Annotated in this window: 18 protein-coding genes; 14 read left to right on the plus strand and 4 right to left on the minus strand. The window is 63.1% G+C overall.

Annotation, left to right across the window (positions count from 1 at the left end):
• Positions 1 to 21: 21 nt before the first annotated feature.
• The 4 genes from H8S62_RS08410 to secA form a co-directional block, all read right to left on the minus strand.
• Positions 22 to 1,581 carry an ABC transporter substrate-binding protein gene (locus H8S62_RS08410; protein WP_186919008.1) on the minus strand — a complete coding sequence of 520 codons (1,560 nt, stop codon included), beginning with the start codon at positions 1,579 to 1,581 and terminating at the stop codon, positions 22 to 24.
• Between the two features lie 2 nt (positions 1,582 to 1,583).
• Positions 1,584 to 1,907, minus strand: a complete 324-nt coding sequence (locus H8S62_RS08415; protein ID WP_155147491.1) for a DUF6951 family protein — start codon at positions 1,905 to 1,907, stop codon at positions 1,584 to 1,586.
• A gap of 158 nt (positions 1,908 to 2,065) precedes the next feature.
• Complete coding sequence (gene pgeF / locus H8S62_RS08420; RefSeq protein ID WP_155147489.1) at positions 2,066 to 2,863, minus strand: peptidoglycan editing factor PgeF; 798 nt, start codon at positions 2,861 to 2,863, stop codon at positions 2,066 to 2,068.
• A 162-nt stretch (positions 2,864 to 3,025) separates the two neighbouring features.
• Complete coding sequence (gene secA, locus H8S62_RS08425) at positions 3,026 to 5,785, minus strand: preprotein translocase subunit SecA (RefSeq protein WP_186919009.1); 2,760 nt, start codon at positions 5,783 to 5,785, stop codon at positions 3,026 to 3,028.
• A 495-nt stretch (positions 5,786 to 6,280) separates the two neighbouring features.
• Here secA and H8S62_RS08430 point away from each other — a divergent pair, with 495 nt between their 5' ends.
• The 14 genes from H8S62_RS08430 (at position 6,281) to H8S62_RS08495 (ending at position 17,861) form a co-directional block, all read left to right on the plus strand.
• Positions 6,281 to 7,108 carry a DUF3298 and DUF4163 domain-containing protein gene (locus tag H8S62_RS08430; RefSeq protein WP_173023501.1) on the plus strand — a complete coding sequence of 276 codons (828 nt, stop codon included), beginning with the start codon at positions 6,281 to 6,283 and terminating at the stop codon, positions 7,106 to 7,108.
• 37 nt (positions 7,109 to 7,145) lie between these two features.
• Positions 7,146 to 8,510 carry a 23S rRNA (uracil(1939)-C(5))-methyltransferase RlmD gene (gene rlmD / locus H8S62_RS08435; RefSeq protein ID WP_186919010.1) on the plus strand — a complete coding sequence of 455 codons (1,365 nt, stop codon included), beginning with the start codon at positions 7,146 to 7,148 and terminating at the stop codon, positions 8,508 to 8,510.
• A gap of 51 nt (positions 8,511 to 8,561) precedes the next feature.
• A complete protein-coding gene (locus H8S62_RS08440; protein WP_207723484.1) occupies positions 8,562 to 9,590 on the plus strand; it encodes a diguanylate cyclase domain-containing protein in 1,029 nt (342 codons plus the stop codon).
• Entirely contained in the window at positions 9,587 to 10,063 is a 477-nt protein-coding gene (locus H8S62_RS08445) for an LURP-one-related/scramblase family protein (RefSeq protein WP_155147480.1), read from the plus strand. The genes H8S62_RS08440 and H8S62_RS08445 overlap by 4 nt, the downstream gene beginning before the upstream one ends.
• Before the next feature lie 337 nt (positions 10,064 to 10,400).
• Positions 10,401 to 10,784, plus strand: a complete 384-nt coding sequence (locus H8S62_RS08450; RefSeq protein ID WP_155147478.1) for a DUF3783 domain-containing protein — start codon at positions 10,401 to 10,403, stop codon at positions 10,782 to 10,784.
• Positions 10,785 to 10,891: 107 nt separating this feature from the next.
• Positions 10,892 to 11,665 carry a threonine/serine exporter family protein gene (locus H8S62_RS08455; RefSeq protein ID WP_186919011.1) on the plus strand — a complete coding sequence of 258 codons (774 nt, stop codon included), beginning with the start codon at positions 10,892 to 10,894 and terminating at the stop codon, positions 11,663 to 11,665.
• Positions 11,665 to 12,135 carry a threonine/serine exporter family protein gene (locus H8S62_RS08460; protein WP_155147475.1) on the plus strand — a complete coding sequence of 157 codons (471 nt, stop codon included), beginning with the start codon at positions 11,665 to 11,667 and terminating at the stop codon, positions 12,133 to 12,135. The genes H8S62_RS08455 and H8S62_RS08460 overlap by 1 nt, the downstream gene beginning before the upstream one ends.
• A gap of 69 nt (positions 12,136 to 12,204) precedes the next feature.
• Positions 12,205 to 12,894 (plus strand): YjjG family noncanonical pyrimidine nucleotidase, encoded by a 690-nt coding sequence (locus H8S62_RS08465; protein WP_186919012.1) that lies wholly within the window; start codon positions 12,205 to 12,207, stop codon positions 12,892 to 12,894.
• A 79-nt stretch (positions 12,895 to 12,973) separates the two neighbouring features.
• Positions 12,974 to 14,011 (plus strand): GDSL-type esterase/lipase family protein, encoded by a 1,038-nt coding sequence (locus H8S62_RS08470; protein WP_186919013.1) that lies wholly within the window; start codon positions 12,974 to 12,976, stop codon positions 14,009 to 14,011.
• Positions 14,008 to 14,478, plus strand: coding sequence for a DUF4358 domain-containing protein (locus H8S62_RS08475; RefSeq protein WP_173023500.1), 471 nt, complete (start codon positions 14,008 to 14,010; stop codon positions 14,476 to 14,478). The genes H8S62_RS08470 and H8S62_RS08475 overlap by 4 nt, the downstream gene beginning before the upstream one ends.
• A gap of 232 nt (positions 14,479 to 14,710) precedes the next feature.
• Positions 14,711 to 15,502, plus strand: coding sequence for a class I SAM-dependent methyltransferase (locus H8S62_RS08480; RefSeq protein ID WP_186919014.1), 792 nt, complete (start codon positions 14,711 to 14,713; stop codon positions 15,500 to 15,502).
• A 100-nt stretch (positions 15,503 to 15,602) separates the two neighbouring features.
• Positions 15,603 to 16,451, plus strand: coding sequence for a GDSL-type esterase/lipase family protein (locus H8S62_RS08485; protein WP_186919015.1), 849 nt, complete (start codon positions 15,603 to 15,605; stop codon positions 16,449 to 16,451).
• A gap of 56 nt (positions 16,452 to 16,507) precedes the next feature.
• On the plus strand, positions 16,508 to 17,014 hold the full coding sequence (locus H8S62_RS08490) for an RNA polymerase sigma factor (protein WP_243255506.1): 507 nt from the start codon (positions 16,508 to 16,510) through the stop codon (positions 17,012 to 17,014).
• Complete coding sequence (locus H8S62_RS08495) at positions 17,007 to 17,861, plus strand: DUF3298 and DUF4163 domain-containing protein (RefSeq protein ID WP_186919017.1); 855 nt, start codon at positions 17,007 to 17,009, stop codon at positions 17,859 to 17,861. The genes H8S62_RS08490 and H8S62_RS08495 overlap by 8 nt, the downstream gene beginning before the upstream one ends.
• The last annotated feature ends 203 nt before the right edge of the window (positions 17,862 to 18,064 follow it).

Here is an 18,064-nt window from a genome sequence, read left to right on the forward strand (position 1 = left end):
GCGATTGCGTTCCTGCGCTTTTCACCTCCCCGGCTTCCAGTTTGAAAATCCATAAAACACATTCTGCTGGGTGGGGTTCAGCCCGGCAATCTTCCCCCAGTGGGTGAGGACGGACCAGCTTTTAAAGCAGATGGGCGTGAAGGGCGCGGTGCGGGCAATCTGCCGGTAGAGGGCCTGAGCCGCCTCGCTCCGCCCGGCGGCGTCCGCCGCCAGATAGGCGGCCAACAGATCCTGAGTCTCCCCGTCGGCAAACGCCCCGTAGTTGAGCGTCCCGCCGGGGGCCAGGAGGGCCGTCAGGTCAAAGTCGGCGGTGAGCTTCACCTCCCCCAGGTAGAGGTCGAACTCCCCGCCCTCCAGGGCGGCCACATAGTCCTCCCAGGGGAGCTTCTTCAGCTCCACGGCGATCCCCTCCCGGGAGAGCAGCTCGGTCAGATACTCGGCGGCGGATACCTTATAGGAGTTGTCCGTATTCACCACAAAGGTCAGCGTCAGCGCCTCCCGTCCCTTGGTCCGCACGCCGTCGGACAGCAGCCAGCCGGCCCCCTCCAGCAGCTCCTCCACCCGCTGGGGCGAGTAGGCAAGCGTATCGGCCAGGGCCTGGCTGTAGAGGGGCGAGGCTGGGGAGACGGGCAGACAGGCCGCCGCCGCGTGCTGGGCGAAAAGGCTCTTTGCCACCGCCGTGCGCTCATAGCCGTAGGAGAGGGCCCGGCGGACCTCGGAATCCCTGCAGGGACCGGATTGGGTGTTGTAGCCCACGTAGAGCATGATGGAGGTGGGGTAGTCCCAGACCTCGTAACTGCCCGAATAACCCAGGGCGTTGGAACCGGTGATGTCGGCAGTCACCAGGGAGACCTCCCGGGTGTCGAAGGCATGGATGAGGCCGTCAGCCCCCTGGACGCTGCAGAGCCGGATGGAGGTGAGGGGCAGGGCCTTGTTCTGCCACCAGCCGTCCACCGCCGTGAGGGACAGCTCCTCCCCCTCCCCCGTGAGCACGTAGGGGCCGGTGCCGAGGGGCGCCTCCCCGTTTTCCTTGACAATTGGGATGTCCAGCAGGGCTGGCAAATTTCCGTTGGGGGCGGACAAAACCACTTCCACCCCCGCCTCCGCCTCCCGGATGCTCCGCACGCCGGACAGCCGCCCGGCGTAGACCGAGTCCTCCCCCTGAGCGCGCTGAAGGGAGTGGACCACGTCGGCGGCGGTCAGGGCGCTGCCGTCGGAGAAGGCCGCGGCCTTGAGGGTGAACGTCCAGGTGAGGCCGTCCTCGCTGACGGCATGACTCTCGCAGAGGACATTGTGGGGCGCGAAGGTCTCGTCCAGCTCAAAGAGGCCCTCATACATCAGGGGGGCCAACGTCAGATTGGTGCGGTTCTGGCCCGTGATGGGGTGAAAGCCCGCCGACGGGTAGCAGGAGAGCACAAACTCCGCCGTGCCGGGGGCCTCGGTGGGTGCGGGCGAGGGTGCGGCGCTCTCGGTGGGCGCCGCGGTGGGCGAGGGAGAGGGCTCCCCCTCCCCGCCGCAGGCGGACAGGGAACATAGAAGCGCCAGGGTGAGAACAAGGCATATCATTTTGCTTTTTTTCATGCTTACTCCTGAAAGGTAAAGCTCACTTCCGCGGGCAGGGCCAGGACGCTCTCCGCCTCGGCGCATTTGATAATGCCCGAGATGACAGGGCAGGCTGCATGGGCGGGGAAATGGGCGGCGGCATACTCGTACAGGGGGCCGGCGCCCGGCGGTGTGAGGCAGAGGGCGTAGCTGTCGAAGGTGTCCCCCACCTCGTCCATCATCTTCTGCACGGCAGGGCAGCCCGAGGCCACCTTGACGGTGACGTCCCCCGTCTCCTTGTCGGCGCTGGCCTCCACCAGGGTCTTGAATCCGCAGATGCCGGGATTAACCAAGAGCTTTTTCATAAAAGTACCCCCTTTAAAATGATGGAAATGCAGAAAGAAAAATGCCGGCCGGGCAGGGCGGCCCGGCGGAAGGTGAGAGCGCCTCCCAATCGCCGCATAAACGGGCGGCCCGCTGAGACCCTGTCCCGCAAATCCCCGTTTTATACTTACTTGTTTCTCTACAACTGTATGACTGCCGCCTGGCTCCCCCGCTCGCCCCCGGTGACGCGGTGGGACCAGTATTTGTCGCTCCGGCAGGCGGTGCACTCCGGCGAGACGGCAATGCGCTCCGGGTCGAGGCCCGCCCGCTCCAGCCGCAGGGCGTTCAGCCCCTTCAGATCCACCCGGAACTTGGCGCCCTCCCGCATCTCAATAAATTTGAGCGCCCCCGCGCCCAGGGCGGCGGTCATGGCATTGGGCACATCCTCGTCCGTCTCAAAGCAGCACTTGGAGATACAGGGGCCGATGGCCGCCCGGATATTCCCCGGGTCGCAGCCGTAGAGGTCCCGCATCTTCTCCACCGCCCGCTCGGCGATGCCCAGCGCGGTGCCCCGCCAGCCCGCATGGACGGCGGCGGCCACCCGGCGCACCGGGTCGTGGAGCAGGAGGGGCAGGCAGTCGGCGGAAAATACCACCAGGCAGAGGCCGGGCACGTCGGTCACGAGGCCGTCGGCCTCGTAGTCCTCCATCCGGCTGAGGCCCAGGCCGCCGTCGGCGGCGGTACAGACGCGCACCACGTCGCCGTGGACCTGGCTGGAGAAAACCATATGGTCCGCGTCCGTGCCCACAGCGGCGCAGAAGCGGCGGTAATTCTCCCGGACCTTCTCCCGGTCGTCCCCGCGATTGGCGCCCAGGTTGAGCGTGGCAAAGATCCCCTCGCTCACACCGCCCAGCCGGGTGGAAAAGCCGTGGGCGGCCCCCAGTTCAGGGACATGGGAGTAGGTCACGCCATTGACAGTCGTCTCTTTGAACTCCATAAGCTCTCCTTTATGAACGGATATAAACGGAATAGGGAATAGGCAACAGGGAATAAGCGCTCCATTCCTTCACCTATCCCTGATTTCCTATTCCCTATTGCTCTGCCGTGATTGCGCCCCGCGAAAGCACGCCTTCACAGGAACCATCCATTTTAGTGGCGCTCAGTTCTCCTCGGAGTGGTACTCCGCACAGGTGCATTTCTTCCACTTCAGGCCGCTGCCGCAGGGGCACGGGTCGTTGCGGCCAATCTTGTCGGCCTTCTTGACGGGCTGCTTCTTGACGGTGCCGTCGGCCGCGCCGCTCTCGCCGGTGACCTTCGCCACCCGCTCGCGCTTCACCTCGCCGCCCACCTGGACCCGGGCCAGGAACAGCCGCCGGACGGTCTCCTCCTGAATGGCCGCGATCATGTTTTCAAACATCTCGTAGCCCTCGCGCTTGTACTCCACCACAGGGTCGTTCTGGCCGTAAGCCCGCAGGCCGATGCCCTGGCGCAGCTCGGTCATGGCGTCAATGTTGTCCATCCAGTACTCGTCCACAACCCGGAGCATGATCACCCGCTCCAGCTCCCGCATAAGGGGCTCGCCCAGCTCCTTTTCCTTGCGGGCGTAGAGGTCGGCTGCGCGCTGCTTCACCATATCGGCCAGATCGTCGGCCGAGTACTGCTCCAGCTCGCTGTCGGTGAGCGCCAGATCGTTGGGGGCCAGGAAGACGCCCCGGAACGGGGCGGTAGCGGCCCTGAAGTCCTCGGCGGAGAGGTGCTTCTGCTCTCCCATGTGGCCGTGGACGGCGTCGGAGATAACGGTGGCTATCATATTCTGGACGGAGTCCTTCAGATTGTCGCCGTCCAGCACCTTGCGGCGCTGCTCGTAAATCACCTTACGCTGGGTGTTCATCACGTCATCGTACTCCAGCACCGTCTTACGGGTCTGGAAGTTCTTGGACTCCACCCGCTTCTGTGCGGACTCGATGGCGTTGGAGAGCATCTTCTGCTCAATGGGGGTATCCTCGTCCACACCCAGGGACTCCATCATATTCATCACCCGCTCGGAGCCGAACAGGCGCATGATGTCGTCCTCCAGGGAGAGATAAAAGCGGCTCTCGCCGGGGTCGCCCTGGCGTCCGGCGCGGCCGCGGAGCTGGTTGTCGATACGCCGGGATTCGTGGCGCTCAGTGCCCAGAATGAAGAGGCCGCCCGCGGCGCGGACCTTCTCGGCCTCCTCCTTGATCTCCTCCTTATACTTGGCCTCCGCCTCGGCGAACAGTTTACGGGCGTTCAGAATCTCCTCATCGTCGGTGTCGGCATAGCCGGTGGACTCCGCGATGAGCTCATCGGAGAGGCCCGCCTTGCGCAGATCGTTCTTGGCCAGGAACTCGGCGTTGCCGCCCAGCATGATATCGGTACCGCGGCCGGCCATGTTGGTGGCGACGGTGACGGCGCCGTACTTACCGGCCTGGGCCACGATCTCGGCTTCCTTCTCGTGGAACTTGGCGTTCAGAACGTTGTGCTTGATGCCCTTGCGGCGGAGCATATCGGAGAGCTCCTCGGACTTCTCGATGGAGACGGTGCCCACCAGCACAGGCTGTCCCTTGGCGTGGCACTCCTCGATTTGGGCCACCACGGCGCGGAGCTTGCCCGGCTCATTTTTATAGACCACGTCGGGGTTGTCCACACGTGCCAGGGGCTTGTTGGTGGGGATCTCCACAATGTCCAGCTCGTAGATGCTGTTGAACTCCTCCTCCTCGGTCATGGCGGTACCGGTCATGCCGGAGAGCTTGGTGTAGAGGCGGAAGTAATTCTGGAAGGTAATGGTGGCCAGGGTTTTGGACTCCCGGGCCACCTCCACCTTCTCCTTGGCCTCAATGGCCTGGTGGAGGCCCTCGGAGTAGCGGCGGCCGTACATCAGGCGGCCGGTAAATTCGTCGACGATGATGACCTCGCCATCCTTAACCACGTAGTCCTTGTCACGGCGCATCAGGCCCCAGGCGCGAATGGCCTGGTTGATGTGGTGGGAGAGGGTGGTGTTCTCGGGGTCGGCAAGGTTCTCGATGTTGAAGGCCTTCTCGGCCTTCTCAATGCCCCGGGCGGTGAGGGTGACGGTGCGGGCCTTCTCGTCGACCACATAGTCGGCGTCGATGCTCTCGTCCTCCTCCTCCTTGGTATCCACGCTGGCCACCTTCTTGGCCTTCAGGCGGGAGACGAAGGCATCCACCACCTGGTAAAGCTGGGTGGACTTGTCCCCCTGGCCGGAGATGATGAGGGGGGTGCGGGCCTCGTCGATGAGAATGGAGTCCACCTCGTCCACGATGGCGAAGGAGTGGCCCCGCTGAACCATCTCCTGCTTATAGATGGCCATGTTGTCCCGGAGGTAGTCGAAGCCGAACTCGTTGTTGGTGCCATAGGTAATGTCCGCCTCGTAGGAGGCGCGGCGGCGGCCCGGCTCCACCTCGTGGATGACAAGACCCACGGTGAGGCCCAGGAAGCGGTAGACCTTGCCCATCCACTCGCTGTCGCGCTTGGCCAGGTAGTCGTTGACGGTGACAATGTGCACGCCCTCACCCGCCAGGGCGTTGAGGTAGGCGGGCAGGGTAGCCACCAGGGTCTTGCCCTCGCCGGTCTTCATCTCGGCGATGCGGCCCTGGTGCAGGATAATGCCGCCGATGAGCTGCACCCGGTAGGGGCGCATGCCCAGCACGCGCCAGGAAGCCTCCCGGCAGACGGCGAATGCCTCGGGCAGGATGTCGTCCAGCGTCTCCCCGTGCCCCAGGCGCTCCTTAAATTCATCGGTTTTGGCCCGCAGCTCCGCGTCGGTGAGGGCCTTATAGGGCTCCTCCAGGGCCTCGATCTTCTTCACCAGCGGCTCGATGGCTTTCAGTTCCTTCTGGGAACTGGTGCCGAAGATCTTCTTCAAAATGTTACCCATGTCGTTCGTTCACCTTTCTTCTGTACCTTCTCAAGCATTTCTCTCATCAAACCGAATGCTCCTGGCAAAGGCTCGGAGGGCGGTGTCTCTCCGTCCATAATTTCCTAAGTTAGCAGTATAACATAAAGCGTCCGAATAAAAAAGTAGAAATTATGAACAAAAGCGGCCGAAAGAGCGCTGGAGCGCGCAAAAGTCGAACGCGGCCTCAATGCCAAGGGCGCGGAAGACATGCGCGCCCTTGGCATTGAGGCCGTACGTCAGGGCGAGCTGCAAAAATTCCCCTGTCTCCGACTCCCTATAGTGCCTGACACAGACGCGGGTCCGATCCGCTTTGCGGATATTGTACCACAAGTTTTCGGCCGCAGTTACAAAAAAACAACAATTCTATCGATTCCTTTACGATTTGGCGCAAACCATTTACGCCGGGACCTCAAGGTGTTAAAATATGACCTGTACTGACGAGTCCTTACCGCCCAGTGATAAATGGAGGTACCTATGAAACGCCGTATGCTCCCCCTGCTGGGGGCCCTTTTGTTCCTGCTCGCCGCCTGCTCCCCCAAGGACCCGGCGCCCACCGTTTCCCCCACGCCCAGCGTCACCCCCGCCCCCACCGTCTCCCAGACGCCGGAACCCACACCCACGCCCACCCAAGCCCCCGCCCCCGTCTGGGGTGAGCAGGTGAGCGAGTGCTCCCGCTACGACGAGACCGAGGGCGATGTGCTCCTGGTCTCGGGCAAGTTCAGCCTGCCCCTCATTGAGAATGCCGGCGGCGTGGCAGCCTACGAGGCCATCAACAACTACTATCTGGACCTCTCCGCCGGGCTGCGCAGCGACACGCTGGCAAACGCCCCCCAGGCCGCCGAGGACTACACCCTCTCCAAGGCCATGGATTACCCCTTCTCCCCCTACTCCGACGAGGAGACCTTTGAAATCAAGCGGGAGACCTCCCGCATGGTGAGCGTTCTGCGCACCCACTACGGCTATACAGGCGGAGTCTATCCCACCCTCCTCTATCTCTCGGATAATTTTGACCTCACCACCGGGGAGAAACTGACCTTTGCCGACTTCTTCACCGACCCCGATCAGGCGGAAACGCTGATCCGTTCCACGCTCCAGACCGCAGCCGACCACGGTGTGGACGACGATGAGGCCGTCCGGCTGAATGCCCTGTTGACATCCTTCAAGCGGGAGAACTTCTATCTCACGGACGACGCCATGGTCTTCTTTACCCAGCCCGACCAGGACACCCCTCACGCCGCCGGCGCGGCGGAGGGTTCCGTCTCCTTTACCGCTCTGGGCGGCCTGCTGGTGGACTGGAATTAAATTCAAAACACGAACCGTCAAAGGACTGATTGGCTAGATGACCAAGATAACTATCAGAGAAAACCAGACCTACCGCCTGCTCATCGAGGGCTATGCCGCCGACGGCGCGGGCGTGGCCCGGCTGGACGGCGTGGTGGTCTTCGCCAAGGGCGGCGTCCGGGGCGAGGAGTGCGATGTGCTCATTGAGAAGGTGGGCCGAAGCGCCGTCTGGGGCCGGGTAACCCGGGCGGTGGTCCCCTCCCCCGCCCGCATTGTGCCCCAGTGCCTGCACTATACCAAGTGCGGCGGCTGCCAGCTGCGCCATATGAACTACGCCGAGGAACTGGAGGCCAAACGCATCCGGGTGGAGGACTCCCTGCGCCGTATCGGCGGGGCGGACGTGCGGGTGGATGTCATCCACGGCGCGCAGGACACCCGCCGCTACCGCAACAAGGTCCAGTTCCCCGTCCAGGCGGGACAGGACGGCCCGCTGGCCGGGTTCTACCGGCAGCGGACCCACAGCGTCATCGATGTGGAGGACTGCCTCCTCCAGCCCGAGCCGGCAGGCAGACTCCGGGCCGCGGCGCTGAAGTGGATGGAGCAGTACAAGGTCCCCGCCTACGACGAGCGCACCGGCAGCGGCCTGGTGCGGCACTTCTATGTCCGGGTGAACCGGGCGGGGGATTCCCTCTTCTGTCTGCTGGTCAACGGCAGGCAGGTTCCCCATGAGGCCGAGCTGGCCGCCGCCCTCCGCGCCGCCGAGCCGGGGCTGGCGGGCGTGGTGCTGGGCGTCAACGAGAAGAGGAACAACGTCATCCTGGGAGACCGCTACCGCACCCTCTGGGGCCGGGATTATCTGGAGGACGTTCTCTGCGGTCTCTCCTTCCGCCTCTCTGTCCCCTCCTTCTATCAGGTCAACGCCCCCCAAGCTGAGGTGCTCTACCGCCGCGCGCTGGACTTGGCAGGCCTCACGGGGAGCGAGACCGTGCTGGACCTCTACTGCGGCATCGGCACCATCAGCCTGGTCATGGCCCGGCGGGCGCTGCGGGTCATCGGCGCCGAGGTGGTTCCCCAGGCGGTGGAGGATGCCAGGGGCAACGCGGCGCGCAACGGCATAGCAAACGCGGAATTCCTCTGCGCCGACGCTGGAGAGGCCGCCCGCAGCCTGGCCGAGAGCGGCGTGAAAATTGACGCAGTCTGTGTGGACCCGCCCCGGAAGGGACTGGCCGGCGGCGTGATCGACATCATCGCCGCCATGGCCCCGGACCGTGTGGTCTACGTCTCCTGCGATCCCGGCACCCTGGCCCGGGATGTGAAGCTCTTTGCCGCCCAAGGCTACGCGCTCCGGAAAGCTGAGGCGGTGGACCTCTTCCCCCGTACCGCCCACGTGGAGACCGTCTGTCTCCTGACTCGGACGAAATAGAGGCCGCTTCCGCGCCAGTGAGAACAACAGGAAGGTGCTGAGCACGTCAACATGGAAACTGAGCAGTATTTGTGTGACCTGACCAAGCAGATGTTCTACCGCTACCTAATCGAGCCGACAGAAGAGAACTACAGCAAGATCGTCTCCTCCTGGGCGGAGCCGTTCAGCCTGATAGGGACAGGAAAGCACGAGATATACGGCTGCGCGGAGACCGCGATTCAAAGCATGGCCGAAAACCAGAGGGAAGCGACCAGCATCCGGTTCGAGATTCTGGACGAGTGGTACGAGGCGCGGATGATCCGCGCGGACATCGGCATTGTCTTCGGGGGCGTCTGGGTGCGGGAAAAGGCGGCGCACCCTGCCGATGCGCTGGTGGAGATGGATACCCGGTTCAGCATCGTCTATGAGCGGGAGGCCTCAGGGGAGTGGAAAATGGTGCATATCCACCACTCCATGCCCTATTTCGACCAGGGTGCGGGGGAGTACTACCCCAAGGAGCTCTCCGCCAAGGTGAAAGAGGCCCTGGAGCTGGTAGCCGTCTTCAAAAAGAAGTCCGAGATGGACCTGATGACCGGCGTTCTCAATCACGCCTCCTTCCAGCGCATGGTGGAAAAGATGCTGGCGGAGCGGGAGGCCCTCTACCTCTATATCATCGACTTGGATGACTTTAAGTCCGTCAACGACACCTACGGCCATGGGACCGGGGACACGCTTTTGAAGTTTATGGCCGACATACTGCGAAAGCACTTCCCCGACCATGCGGTGATCGGGCGACTCGGCGGCGATGAGTTTGCCGTGTGCCAGAATGACTGCGGCGGCAGGACGGAGACCGAGGCCCGCCTGACGCGGATGTACGAGGACTACCGGGCGGGCGCCAGGGAGATTTTAAAGGGCCGGATATATGGCTACTCGGTAGGCGCTGCGGCAAAGGTGCGGACGGATACCACCTACCGCCAGCTCTATGAGCAGGCGGATGCGGCGCTCTACGCCGCAAAAAAGCAGGGGAAGAACCAGTTTTATTTTTTACCCCGGACAGACGGGGCGGTCCGCAGCAGCGCGGCGGAGGGGAGGAATTTATGAAGCTCCTATTCAAGCAGCGGGTGTTTTCCTGGTTTGACAGCTACGATATCTACGGCGAGGACGGTGAGACCGTCTTCACCGTCCAGGGCAGGCTCTCCTGGGGGCACTGTCTGGAGATTTTTGGCCCCGGGGGCGAAAATGTGGGCACCGTGAAAGAGGAGCTCCTCACCCTCCTGCCCCGCTTCGCCCTCTATGCGGGCGAAGCTTACATCGGTCAGATTAAGAAGGAGTTTTCCTTCTTTACGCCCGTGTTTCACCTGGACTGCAACGGCTGGGAGGTGCGGGGCGATTGGCTGGAGTGGGATTACGACGTGACGGATTCCTCCGGCGGATACGTGATGCACGCGGGAAAGGAGCTGTTCCACTGGGCGGATACCTACGTGCTGGACATCGCCCGGGAGGAGGACGCTCTGCTCTGCTTGATGATCGTCCTGGCCATCGACGCCGCCAAATGCTCCTCCGGGGGCGACTGAGTGGTTATTATCCCCGTCCGCCGATCCCGAAGCCAAAGCGGCGCTCCCCGCGGAGCGCCGCTTTTTGTCTTGCAAAAGGCAGTCATTTTTGACATCTCAGGCCGGTTTTAGCCCGTGCTTTATGGCGTTTCTAAAAGTCTTTGCCATTTGCACCCCCTTCGATTGACAATTGCCGTGAGACCGATTACACTTAATTCGTAATTGGTCCCCAAGTGCGGAATCGGGGGGCTTTTCATGGTTTATTTACTTTTGGACAAGCTATGAAAACGAGCGCCGCAGGCGGACGGACAAAAGCCCGCAGGGTGCGCTTTAAATGCTGAAAAAAGGATGATCGCCCATGCCCGCCTCCAACGAAGCCGTCCTCTGGTACTGTCCCGACAGCGCGATGAGCGCCGCCGCAAAAAAGGTCTTTCTCACCATGGGTATTAAAATCAAGGCCGTGGACCCGGCCCGGACGGGCCAGACCGTTGGCTGTCTCTTCGGCATCAGGGGCTTTGACGAGACCCCGGGCGCGGCCCCCGCACCGGCGCCGGCCCAACCGGTGCTGGTTCTCTCCGGCTTCACCAACGCCCGGCTGGACGCGCTGCTGACCGCCCTACGCAAGGCGGGCGTACCCAAAATTGGCTGGAAGGCCGTCCTCACCCCCACCAACGTCTCCTGGACCTTCCGCGACCTCTGCGCGGAGCTGGAGCGCGAGCACGAGGCCATGGGCGGCAGATAAATTTTTTATCCCGAAAACTTTCCGGCGTCCGGCCGCGTCCAATTGTCGAAACGCCGCCGTCCGGAGCCGGGACTGTTCCACATCTTCCGACGAACGAGGGGACGCCTTTGGAATACGACCGTCTTTTAAACCTCTCCACCGAGATCGGTTACGGCCTTTTGGAGAGCGGCGCGGAGATCTACCGGGTGGAGGAGTCCATCCAGCGCATTCTTCTGGCCTACGGCCTCACCACCGGCGAGGTGTTCGCCATCCCCAACTGCATCACCGTCAGCCTGGTGACACCTGAGGGCAAGGCCCTGACCCGTGTGCGGCGGATGCCCACCCACGGTACGGATATCGACCTTCTGGAGCTGTACAACGACCTGTGCCGCCACCTCTGCGTGGAGACCCCCTCCATGGACGAGGCGGAGGCCCGGTGCGGCGCCATCCGGGGCAGGCGGAGGGCCTACCCCTTCTGGGTGGAGCTGGGCGCCTACTTCCTGGGCGCGGCCTTCTTTACCCTCTTCTTCGGCGGGACGGTGCTGGACGCCCTGTGCGGCGGGCTTTGCGGCCTGTCCATTGCGCTCTGCCTCACCTTCCTGACCCGGCTGAGGACCAACCTCTTCTTCAAGACGGTCGCGGGCGGCGCGGTATCGGCCCTGCTGGCCCTGGGCCTCTCTCTGATCGGGCTGGGAAAAAACGTGGATTTTATCACCATCGGCGCGCTGATGCTGCTGGTGCCCGGCCTCATCTTTACCAACGCCATGCGGGACATTATGGCCGGGGACACCATGTCGGGCATCACCAAGACCGCCGAGGCCCTGCTCATCGGCGCGGCCATCGCCCTGGGTACCGGCGTGGCGCTGTGGCTGGCGCGGCTCATCTGGGGAGGTGTGGTCTGATGGATGCTTTTCTCCAGTATTTTCTGCCCTGCTTTTACTCCTTCGTGGCCTGTATCGCCTTCTGTGTGCTCTTCAACATTCATACGGGCATTCTCATCTGCGCCCTGGGCGGCGCGCTGGGCTGGCTGGTCTATCTGTTCTGCGGCCCCGTCTTCCAGAGCGATATTCTGCAGTCCTTTGTGGCCGCTCTCTTTATCTCCGCCTACTCGGAGACCATGGCCCGCATCCGCAAGTGTCCGGTGACGGGCTATCTGCTGGTGGCATTCTTCCCGCTGGTCCCCGGCGGGGGCATCTACTATGCCATGGAACACGCCATCAACGGCGAAACCGAGCTCTTTCTCGACGTGCTGCTCCACACGCTGGGAGTGGCCGGTTCCCTGGCCGTGGGCGTGCTGCTGGTGTCCTCCGTGGTGCGGCTTTTGAACATCGCCCAGCGGAGACGACATGTCCGGCGGAATGCGGCGCGGTGAGGGCGCCGGCCGCGGCGGCGCCCCACGGCTGTCTTTGAGACTACGGTTTTTCCCGAAAGGAAGTTCGATATGCCCAGATACGACTATGTCCTCTTTGACGCGGACAACACCCTCTTCGACTTTGACCGCGCGGAGGAGGAGGCCCTCCGGAAGACTCTGGAGCACTACAGCCTCCCCGTGACCCGGGCGGTCCGCGAGCGCTATCTCGCCATCAACCGGGATCTCTGGGCCCGTTTCGACCGGGGCGAGGTGCGCCGTGAGTGGCTGGTGGTGGAGCGCTTTGCCGCCCTTCAGCGGGAGCTGGGCGGCAACAATGTCCCCGAGGAGATGAATCACTTCTACCTCTCCCGCCTGGGCGAGGGGGCCTATCTGCTCCCCGGCGCGGAGGCGCTGTGCCGGTTGCTGGTCCCAAGCTGCACGCTTGCCATTGTCACCAATGGAGTCGCCATGGCCCAGCGGGGCCGCTTTCACCGCTCAGCGGTGCGCGACTGTTTCCCCTTTCTCTTCATCTCGGAGGAGTTGGGCTATCAGAAGCCCCAGCGGGAGTTCTTCGACGAGGTCCTGCGGGAGATGTCCATCCCCGACCCCGGCCGGGCCGTCGTGGTGGGCGACAGCCTTGCGGCGGATATACTCGGAGCAATCAATGCCGGCCTGGATTCCATTTGGTATAACCCAGGCGCCCTCCCCGGGCATCCGGACGCAGCGCCCACCTACGAGGCCCACAGCTATGAGCAGGTGGCCTCCCTGATTTTGGGCTAAGGCCTTTCTTTTTTCCCCGCAGAGTCGAATTTGGTAAGATCAGGGTACCTAATTTTTAAAAATAGAGGAGCTTTCACCCATGTCCACCGAAACCCCCGGAAACCGCCCGGGCGGCGCGCGCGTCCAGCGCAATAGGCGCCGCCGCAGGCCCGATTACCGCGGCCCCCTTCTGGCCGCTGCCTTATTTGTCCTGGCCGTCATTCTCGCCGCACTGGTTTTGGTGCGTTTGAACAGCCCCGCCCCGGCGTCTACTCCCTCGCCCACGCCCTCCCAGTCTCAGGCGGTACCGTCCACCCCGGCTCCGAACCCTACCCCGACATCGACCCCCACGCAGTCGGAGGCCGGGGACCAGGGTGAGGACGTCGCCCCGCCGGACGACATAGCCCTGGTGCCCCCCGCCCTGCCCACGGAGAGCGCCCCCCAAGCTCCGGAGGCCGATGCCTACGACTTCAGCCAGTGTGTGCCCGAGTCGGAGGGCGCGGAGGAGGCGTGGTTCTCGGACGCTGTCTTCATCGGCGACTCCCGCACCGACGGTCTGCGGCTCTACGGCGGGATCGAGGGCGCGGACTTCATTCAGCACACGGGTATCATGGTCTTCGAGGTGGACGACGCGGCCAAGAAGGTCATCAAGTCCGGCGGCAAGAGCTACACGGTAATGGAGGCCCTGGGCCTGAAGCAGTACGGCAAGGTCTACGTGATGCTGGGCGTCAACGAGCTGGGCTACTTTAACGACAAGGCCTTCCAGGTGGCCTACGCCGCCATGGTGGACCGTATTCGGGAGATTCAGCCCGGGGCTGTCATCTACCTCCAGACCCTGGTGCGCATCAATCCGGAGCGGGCCAAGGCCAACGACATCCCCTACTATGTGACCAACGAGACCATCGACCGGTACAACGAGTATATCGCCCAGATTGCCGAGGATAAAAAGGTATTTCTGGTGGATGTGAACGCGGGCCTCATCGACGAGACCGGCGTCCTGCCCCGGGAGGGCACCGGCGACGGCGTCCACTTCTCCAAAGCCTACTGCGTGAAATGGCACGAATATCTGCTCAGCCATACCGTCGATCCGGACCTCTATTGGGCGGCCCAGACGACCGAAGAAGGAGAGAATGGATGATGAATAAGCAAATGAAGCTGCTTCCCCTGTTGGCCGCCCTCTGTCTGCTGCTTTCCGCCTGCGGCGGAGACTCCGCCAAGGCCTTCGATCCGGAGAACGCCGCCAGGGCCGTTCTGGACTCGGGGTGCTTCTCGGTGGAGCTGGACGAGCTGGACGCCTCCCTGCTCTACGATTTCCAGGGCTACGGCGTGGACGACGGCGCGGTGACCGCCTCCAAGGCGTACTCCGCCTCAGGCTTTACCGAGCAGGTGGCTGTCCTGGTGTGCAAGGATGAGGATGCCGCCGGACAGGTGAAGGCCTTCCTGGAGCAGTACCTTTCCGACATGAAGGACTCCTACAAGGACTACGCCCCCGCCGAGGTGCCCAAGCTGGACGCCGCCATCCTGGAGCAGCGGGGCGCGTCCGTGCTGCTGGTGGTCCCCAATGACGCAGCCAAGGCCCAGAGCGCCGTGGACGGCCTGGGCTAATTTGTGTACATTCTGACCGTGTGAAAAGAGGCCGGGAACGTCTGCTGGACAGGCTTTCCGGCCTCTTTTCGCAATTTTGCGGCTGCTTTACGCAAAAGCGCAGGCAAACGGCCGTCATGCGCCCTGATCCGTTTGACATTTATGCGGGCAGACTCTAGAATTTAGGATGGAAAGACCGCCGCGCCAGCCGGCGTGGGGCAGCGCGGCGCACTGACAGGGGGAGCTGTTTGAGATGGACATCACAGACCGGAGGATAGACGCCGGAAAGGCGTTTGACTGGGGAAAGACCTCCGCCGACTATGCGCGATACCGGGATATCTATCCCCCGGTCTTCTATGAAAAAATTGCGGCCCGGGGCCTGTGTACAGCCGGGCAGAGAATCCTGGATCTGGGCACGGGGACAGGTGTGCTGCCCAGAAATATGTACCGGTTCGGCGCCGATTGGACCGGCGTCGATATCGCCCGGCCCCAGATTGACCAGGCCAGACGGCTGGCGGAGGAATTGGGCCAGAAGATCCGATACATTGCGGCGGCTACGGAGGAGATTGACTTCCCCGGCCGCACGTTTGACGTCGTCACCGCCTGCCAGTGCTTCTGGTACTTTGACCACGCCCGGGTAATGCCCAGGCTGGCCCGGATGCTGAAGGAGGGCGGGACGCTGCTGGTCTTGTATATGGCCTGGCTGCCCTATGAGGACGAAATTGCCGGAGCCAGCGAGAAACTGGTGCTGAAATACAGTCCGGGCTGGTCGGGCGCCGGGGAAAAAAAGCACCCTATCGCTGTGCCCGACTGCGTCTATGACGCGTTTAAGCCCGTATACCACGAGGAGTACGAGGTCTCCGTGCCCTTTACAAGGGAGACCTGGAACGGGAGGATGAAGGCCTGCCGGGGTGTGGGCGCGTCCCTTTCCCCCGGAGAGATTGCAGCCTGGGAGCGGGAGCACCGGCTGATGCTGGAGGCAGTCGCCCCCGAAGAATTCCTCATTAAGCACTATGCCGCCATGCTGGAGCTCAGGTTGAAATAAGCGCCTGAGGTTTTTTCAATTGCTTAAATCACCCTCCAACTTTTCGGCGCCCCTGCGCGTCTAACAGGCAGAGAGAAAGAGAAAAAGGCAGGTATCCCCCATGCGCCAGACCGCTTCCCGCGCCCGCGCCCGGGCCGCCAGGCTGCTTCAAGCGCTGTCCGCCCTCGTATTCATGGCCCTGCTGGCCCTGACCGCCATCGTCTTCGCCCGTCCCGGGGCGGCCGCCCCGGCCTGCGCCTCCGCGCCTCCCGGGCCGCCGGCTGGCCCGGCGGCCTGGGTGCCCGAGGTGGTCCCGCCCCCCGGCGGCGACCCCGAGGACTATGACCCGGGGTACGACTACGGCGCCCCCGTCCCACTCTGCTCCGGCGTGGAGGAGGGCTGGTTTTCCGACGCCGCCTTTCTGGGTGACTCCCTTACGGAGGGGCTGCTGCTCTACACCGACCTGCGTGCCCGGGGGGCGGACTGCCTGGCCTACCGCGCCCTCAACGTGCTGACGGTCTCCACCAAAAAGGTCCTCAGCCGGGACGGGGAAAAGCTCACCCCGGTGGAGGCGCTGGAGGGGCGAAGCTATGGGAAGGTCTACCTCTCCCTGGGCGTCAACGAGCTGGGCTGGTACGACGACGACAAGTATTTTGACCACTATGCCGCCCTGATTGACACGGTGCGCTCCCTCCAGCCGGAGGCGGACATTTACCTGCAGACCCTCCTGCCCGTGACGACGGAGAAGTCGGAGAGCGGCGGCTATGTCACCAACGACGGAATTGTGCGCTTTAACGGCCTTATCGCCCGGCTGGCGGCGGAGAAGCGGGTCTACCTGCTGGACCCCTACAGTGTCTTTGCGGGGGAGGACGGGGCCCTGGACGAATTATGGAGCACCGACGGCATCCACCTGACCAAGAGCCGTTACGCCCTCTGGCTGGAGTATCTGACCACCCATGCCGCGGCGTGACGGGGCGGGGTATCTTATCCCCCCACATTAAAGCTGAGACAAGGAGATTGTCCTCTTTGGAGAAACCGACCCGGAGCACCTACCAGCTGCTGGTAGACCATATCGTCTCGGGCCAGGCCGATTTTTATCGCCTGGCGTTCAGCTATGTCAAAAACCGGGACGCGGCGCTGGATGTGGTGCAGGAGGCCGTGGTCAAGGCGCTCTCCAAGGCCGACTCCCTGCGGGAGCCGGCCTATCTGAAAACCTGGTTTTACCGCATTCTTCTCAATGAGAGCATGAATTATTTCCGAAGGAGCCGGGGCCTTCTCTCCTTCGACGAGGCGCTGGACGACCGCCCCGCCCCCTGCCCGGACCCGGGGGAGCGGCTGGATCTGTACGACGCCATTGAGCGCCTCAGCCCCCAGGAGCAGACCGTCATCCGGCTGCGCTTCTTTGAGGATTTGAAGCTGGAGGAGATCGCCCGGGCCACCGGCACCAACCTGAACACTGTGAAATCCCGTCTTTACAAATCCCTGAAAAAGCTCAGGGATCTGACCGGAGAGGAGCTGTACGATGATGAATGAGAAATGGAGCGGGGCCAGAGCCCGCTATGAGGCGGCCCCCGTACCGGAGGAGCTCAATTTCGCCGTGGCCGCCGCCGTCCGGGCCGGGGGGCGGGAGCGGAAGCGCCGCAGGGTGGTCCGCCGCTCCCTGGCCACACTGGCCTCCTGCTGCGCCTGCTTTGTGCTGCTGGTGAACGTGAGTCCCGTCTTCGCCCGAGCCGTGTACGAGATGCCCGTGCTGGGCAGCCTGGCCCGGGTGGTCACTGTGACGCAGTACGCCATCGAGGACAAGGACCACCTGATCGACGTGCGCCTGCCCGCCCTGGAAAACACGGGAAACACTGACCTGGAGCAGCGGATCAACCTGGAGATCCAGACCCGAATCAACGGCGTGCTGGCCGAGGCCGAGGATCGCGCCAGGCAGACCCGGGAGGCCTATATGGCCACCGGCGGCGTGGAGGAGGACTTTATCCCCATCATCATCTCGGTGGACTACGAGATCAAATGCCAGAACGAACGCTGCCTCTCCTTTATCCTCACCAAGACCGAGACCATCGCCAGCGCCTACACGGAGATCTACTGCTATAACATCGACCTGGAGACCGGAAAGGAACTGACCCTCCAGGACGTACTGGGCCCCGGCTATCGGGAGATCGCCAACGCCGCCGTCCGCACGGAGATTGACCGCCGGATCCGGGAGGAGGGCGCGGGCTACTTCGACGGCACCGACGGCGTGGAGGGCTTCCAGTCCGTCACCGACGGCCAGCTCTTCTATATCAACGAGGGCGGCAACCCCGTGGTGCTCTTTGAGAAGTACGAGATTGCCCCCGGATATATGGGCACCCAGGAGTTTGAGATCGCCCGATAACGGCAATGTGTGCCGTCCTGCGGACCGTTACAGTCAAAAACCCTCCGCAGCGCAGGCCTCCCAGAGTTCCGCCGTCCGCAGACGACGAAATCAAATGAACATCCGTCATTCCCGGGGACATGTGCCTGAGATATGACACTTCTCATGACGGACGGGGCGACGTTTTTCCAAGAGATCCAGCCCCTTCCGGCATACAGTGCTCC

It is taken from the genome of Lawsonibacter faecis, from assembly GCF_014287675.1.
Classification (GTDB): domain Bacteria; phylum Bacillota; class Clostridia; order Oscillospirales; family Oscillospiraceae; genus Pseudoflavonifractor; species Pseudoflavonifractor faecis.

Excerpts from the sequence above, each read along its gene's own strand:
- secA (WP_186919009.1), bottom strand. The coding sequence starts at position 5,785 with ATGGGTAACATTTTGAAGAAGATCTTCGGCACCAGTTCCCAGAAGGAA.
- H8S62_RS08410 (WP_186919008.1), bottom strand. The coding sequence starts at position 1,581 with ATGAAAAAAAGCAAAATGATATGCCTTGTTCTCACCCTGGCGCTTCTA.
- H8S62_RS08495 (WP_186919017.1), top strand. The coding sequence starts at position 17,007 with ATGAATGAGAAATGGAGCGGGGCCAGAGCCCGCTATGAGGCGGCCCCC.
- H8S62_RS08465 (WP_186919012.1), top strand. The coding sequence starts at position 12,205 with ATGCCCAGATACGACTATGTCCTCTTTGACGCGGACAACACCCTCTTC.
- H8S62_RS08430 (WP_173023501.1), top strand. The coding sequence starts at position 6,281 with ATGAAACGCCGTATGCTCCCCCTGCTGGGGGCCCTTTTGTTCCTGCTC.
- H8S62_RS08470 (WP_186919013.1), top strand. The coding sequence starts at position 12,974 with ATGTCCACCGAAACCCCCGGAAACCGCCCGGGCGGCGCGCGCGTCCAG.
- H8S62_RS08460 (WP_155147475.1), top strand. The coding sequence starts at position 11,665 with ATGGATGCTTTTCTCCAGTATTTTCTGCCCTGCTTTTACTCCTTCGTG.
- H8S62_RS08440 (WP_207723484.1), top strand. The coding sequence starts at position 8,562 with ATGGAAACTGAGCAGTATTTGTGTGACCTGACCAAGCAGATGTTCTAC.
- rlmD (WP_186919010.1), top strand. The coding sequence starts at position 7,146 with ATGACCAAGATAACTATCAGAGAAAACCAGACCTACCGCCTGCTCATC.
- H8S62_RS08450 (WP_155147478.1), top strand. The coding sequence starts at position 10,401 with ATGCCCGCCTCCAACGAAGCCGTCCTCTGGTACTGTCCCGACAGCGCG.
- H8S62_RS08485 (WP_186919015.1), top strand. The coding sequence starts at position 15,603 with ATGCGCCAGACCGCTTCCCGCGCCCGCGCCCGGGCCGCCAGGCTGCTT.
- H8S62_RS08475 (WP_173023500.1), top strand. The coding sequence starts at position 14,008 with ATGATGAATAAGCAAATGAAGCTGCTTCCCCTGTTGGCCGCCCTCTGT.
- pgeF (WP_155147489.1), bottom strand. The coding sequence starts at position 2,863 with ATGGAGTTCAAAGAGACGACTGTCAATGGCGTGACCTACTCCCATGTC.
- H8S62_RS08445 (WP_155147480.1), top strand. The coding sequence starts at position 9,587 with ATGAAGCTCCTATTCAAGCAGCGGGTGTTTTCCTGGTTTGACAGCTAC.
- H8S62_RS08480 (WP_186919014.1), top strand. The coding sequence starts at position 14,711 with ATGGACATCACAGACCGGAGGATAGACGCCGGAAAGGCGTTTGACTGG.
- H8S62_RS08415 (WP_155147491.1), bottom strand. The coding sequence starts at position 1,907 with ATGAAAAAGCTCTTGGTTAATCCCGGCATCTGCGGATTCAAGACCCTG.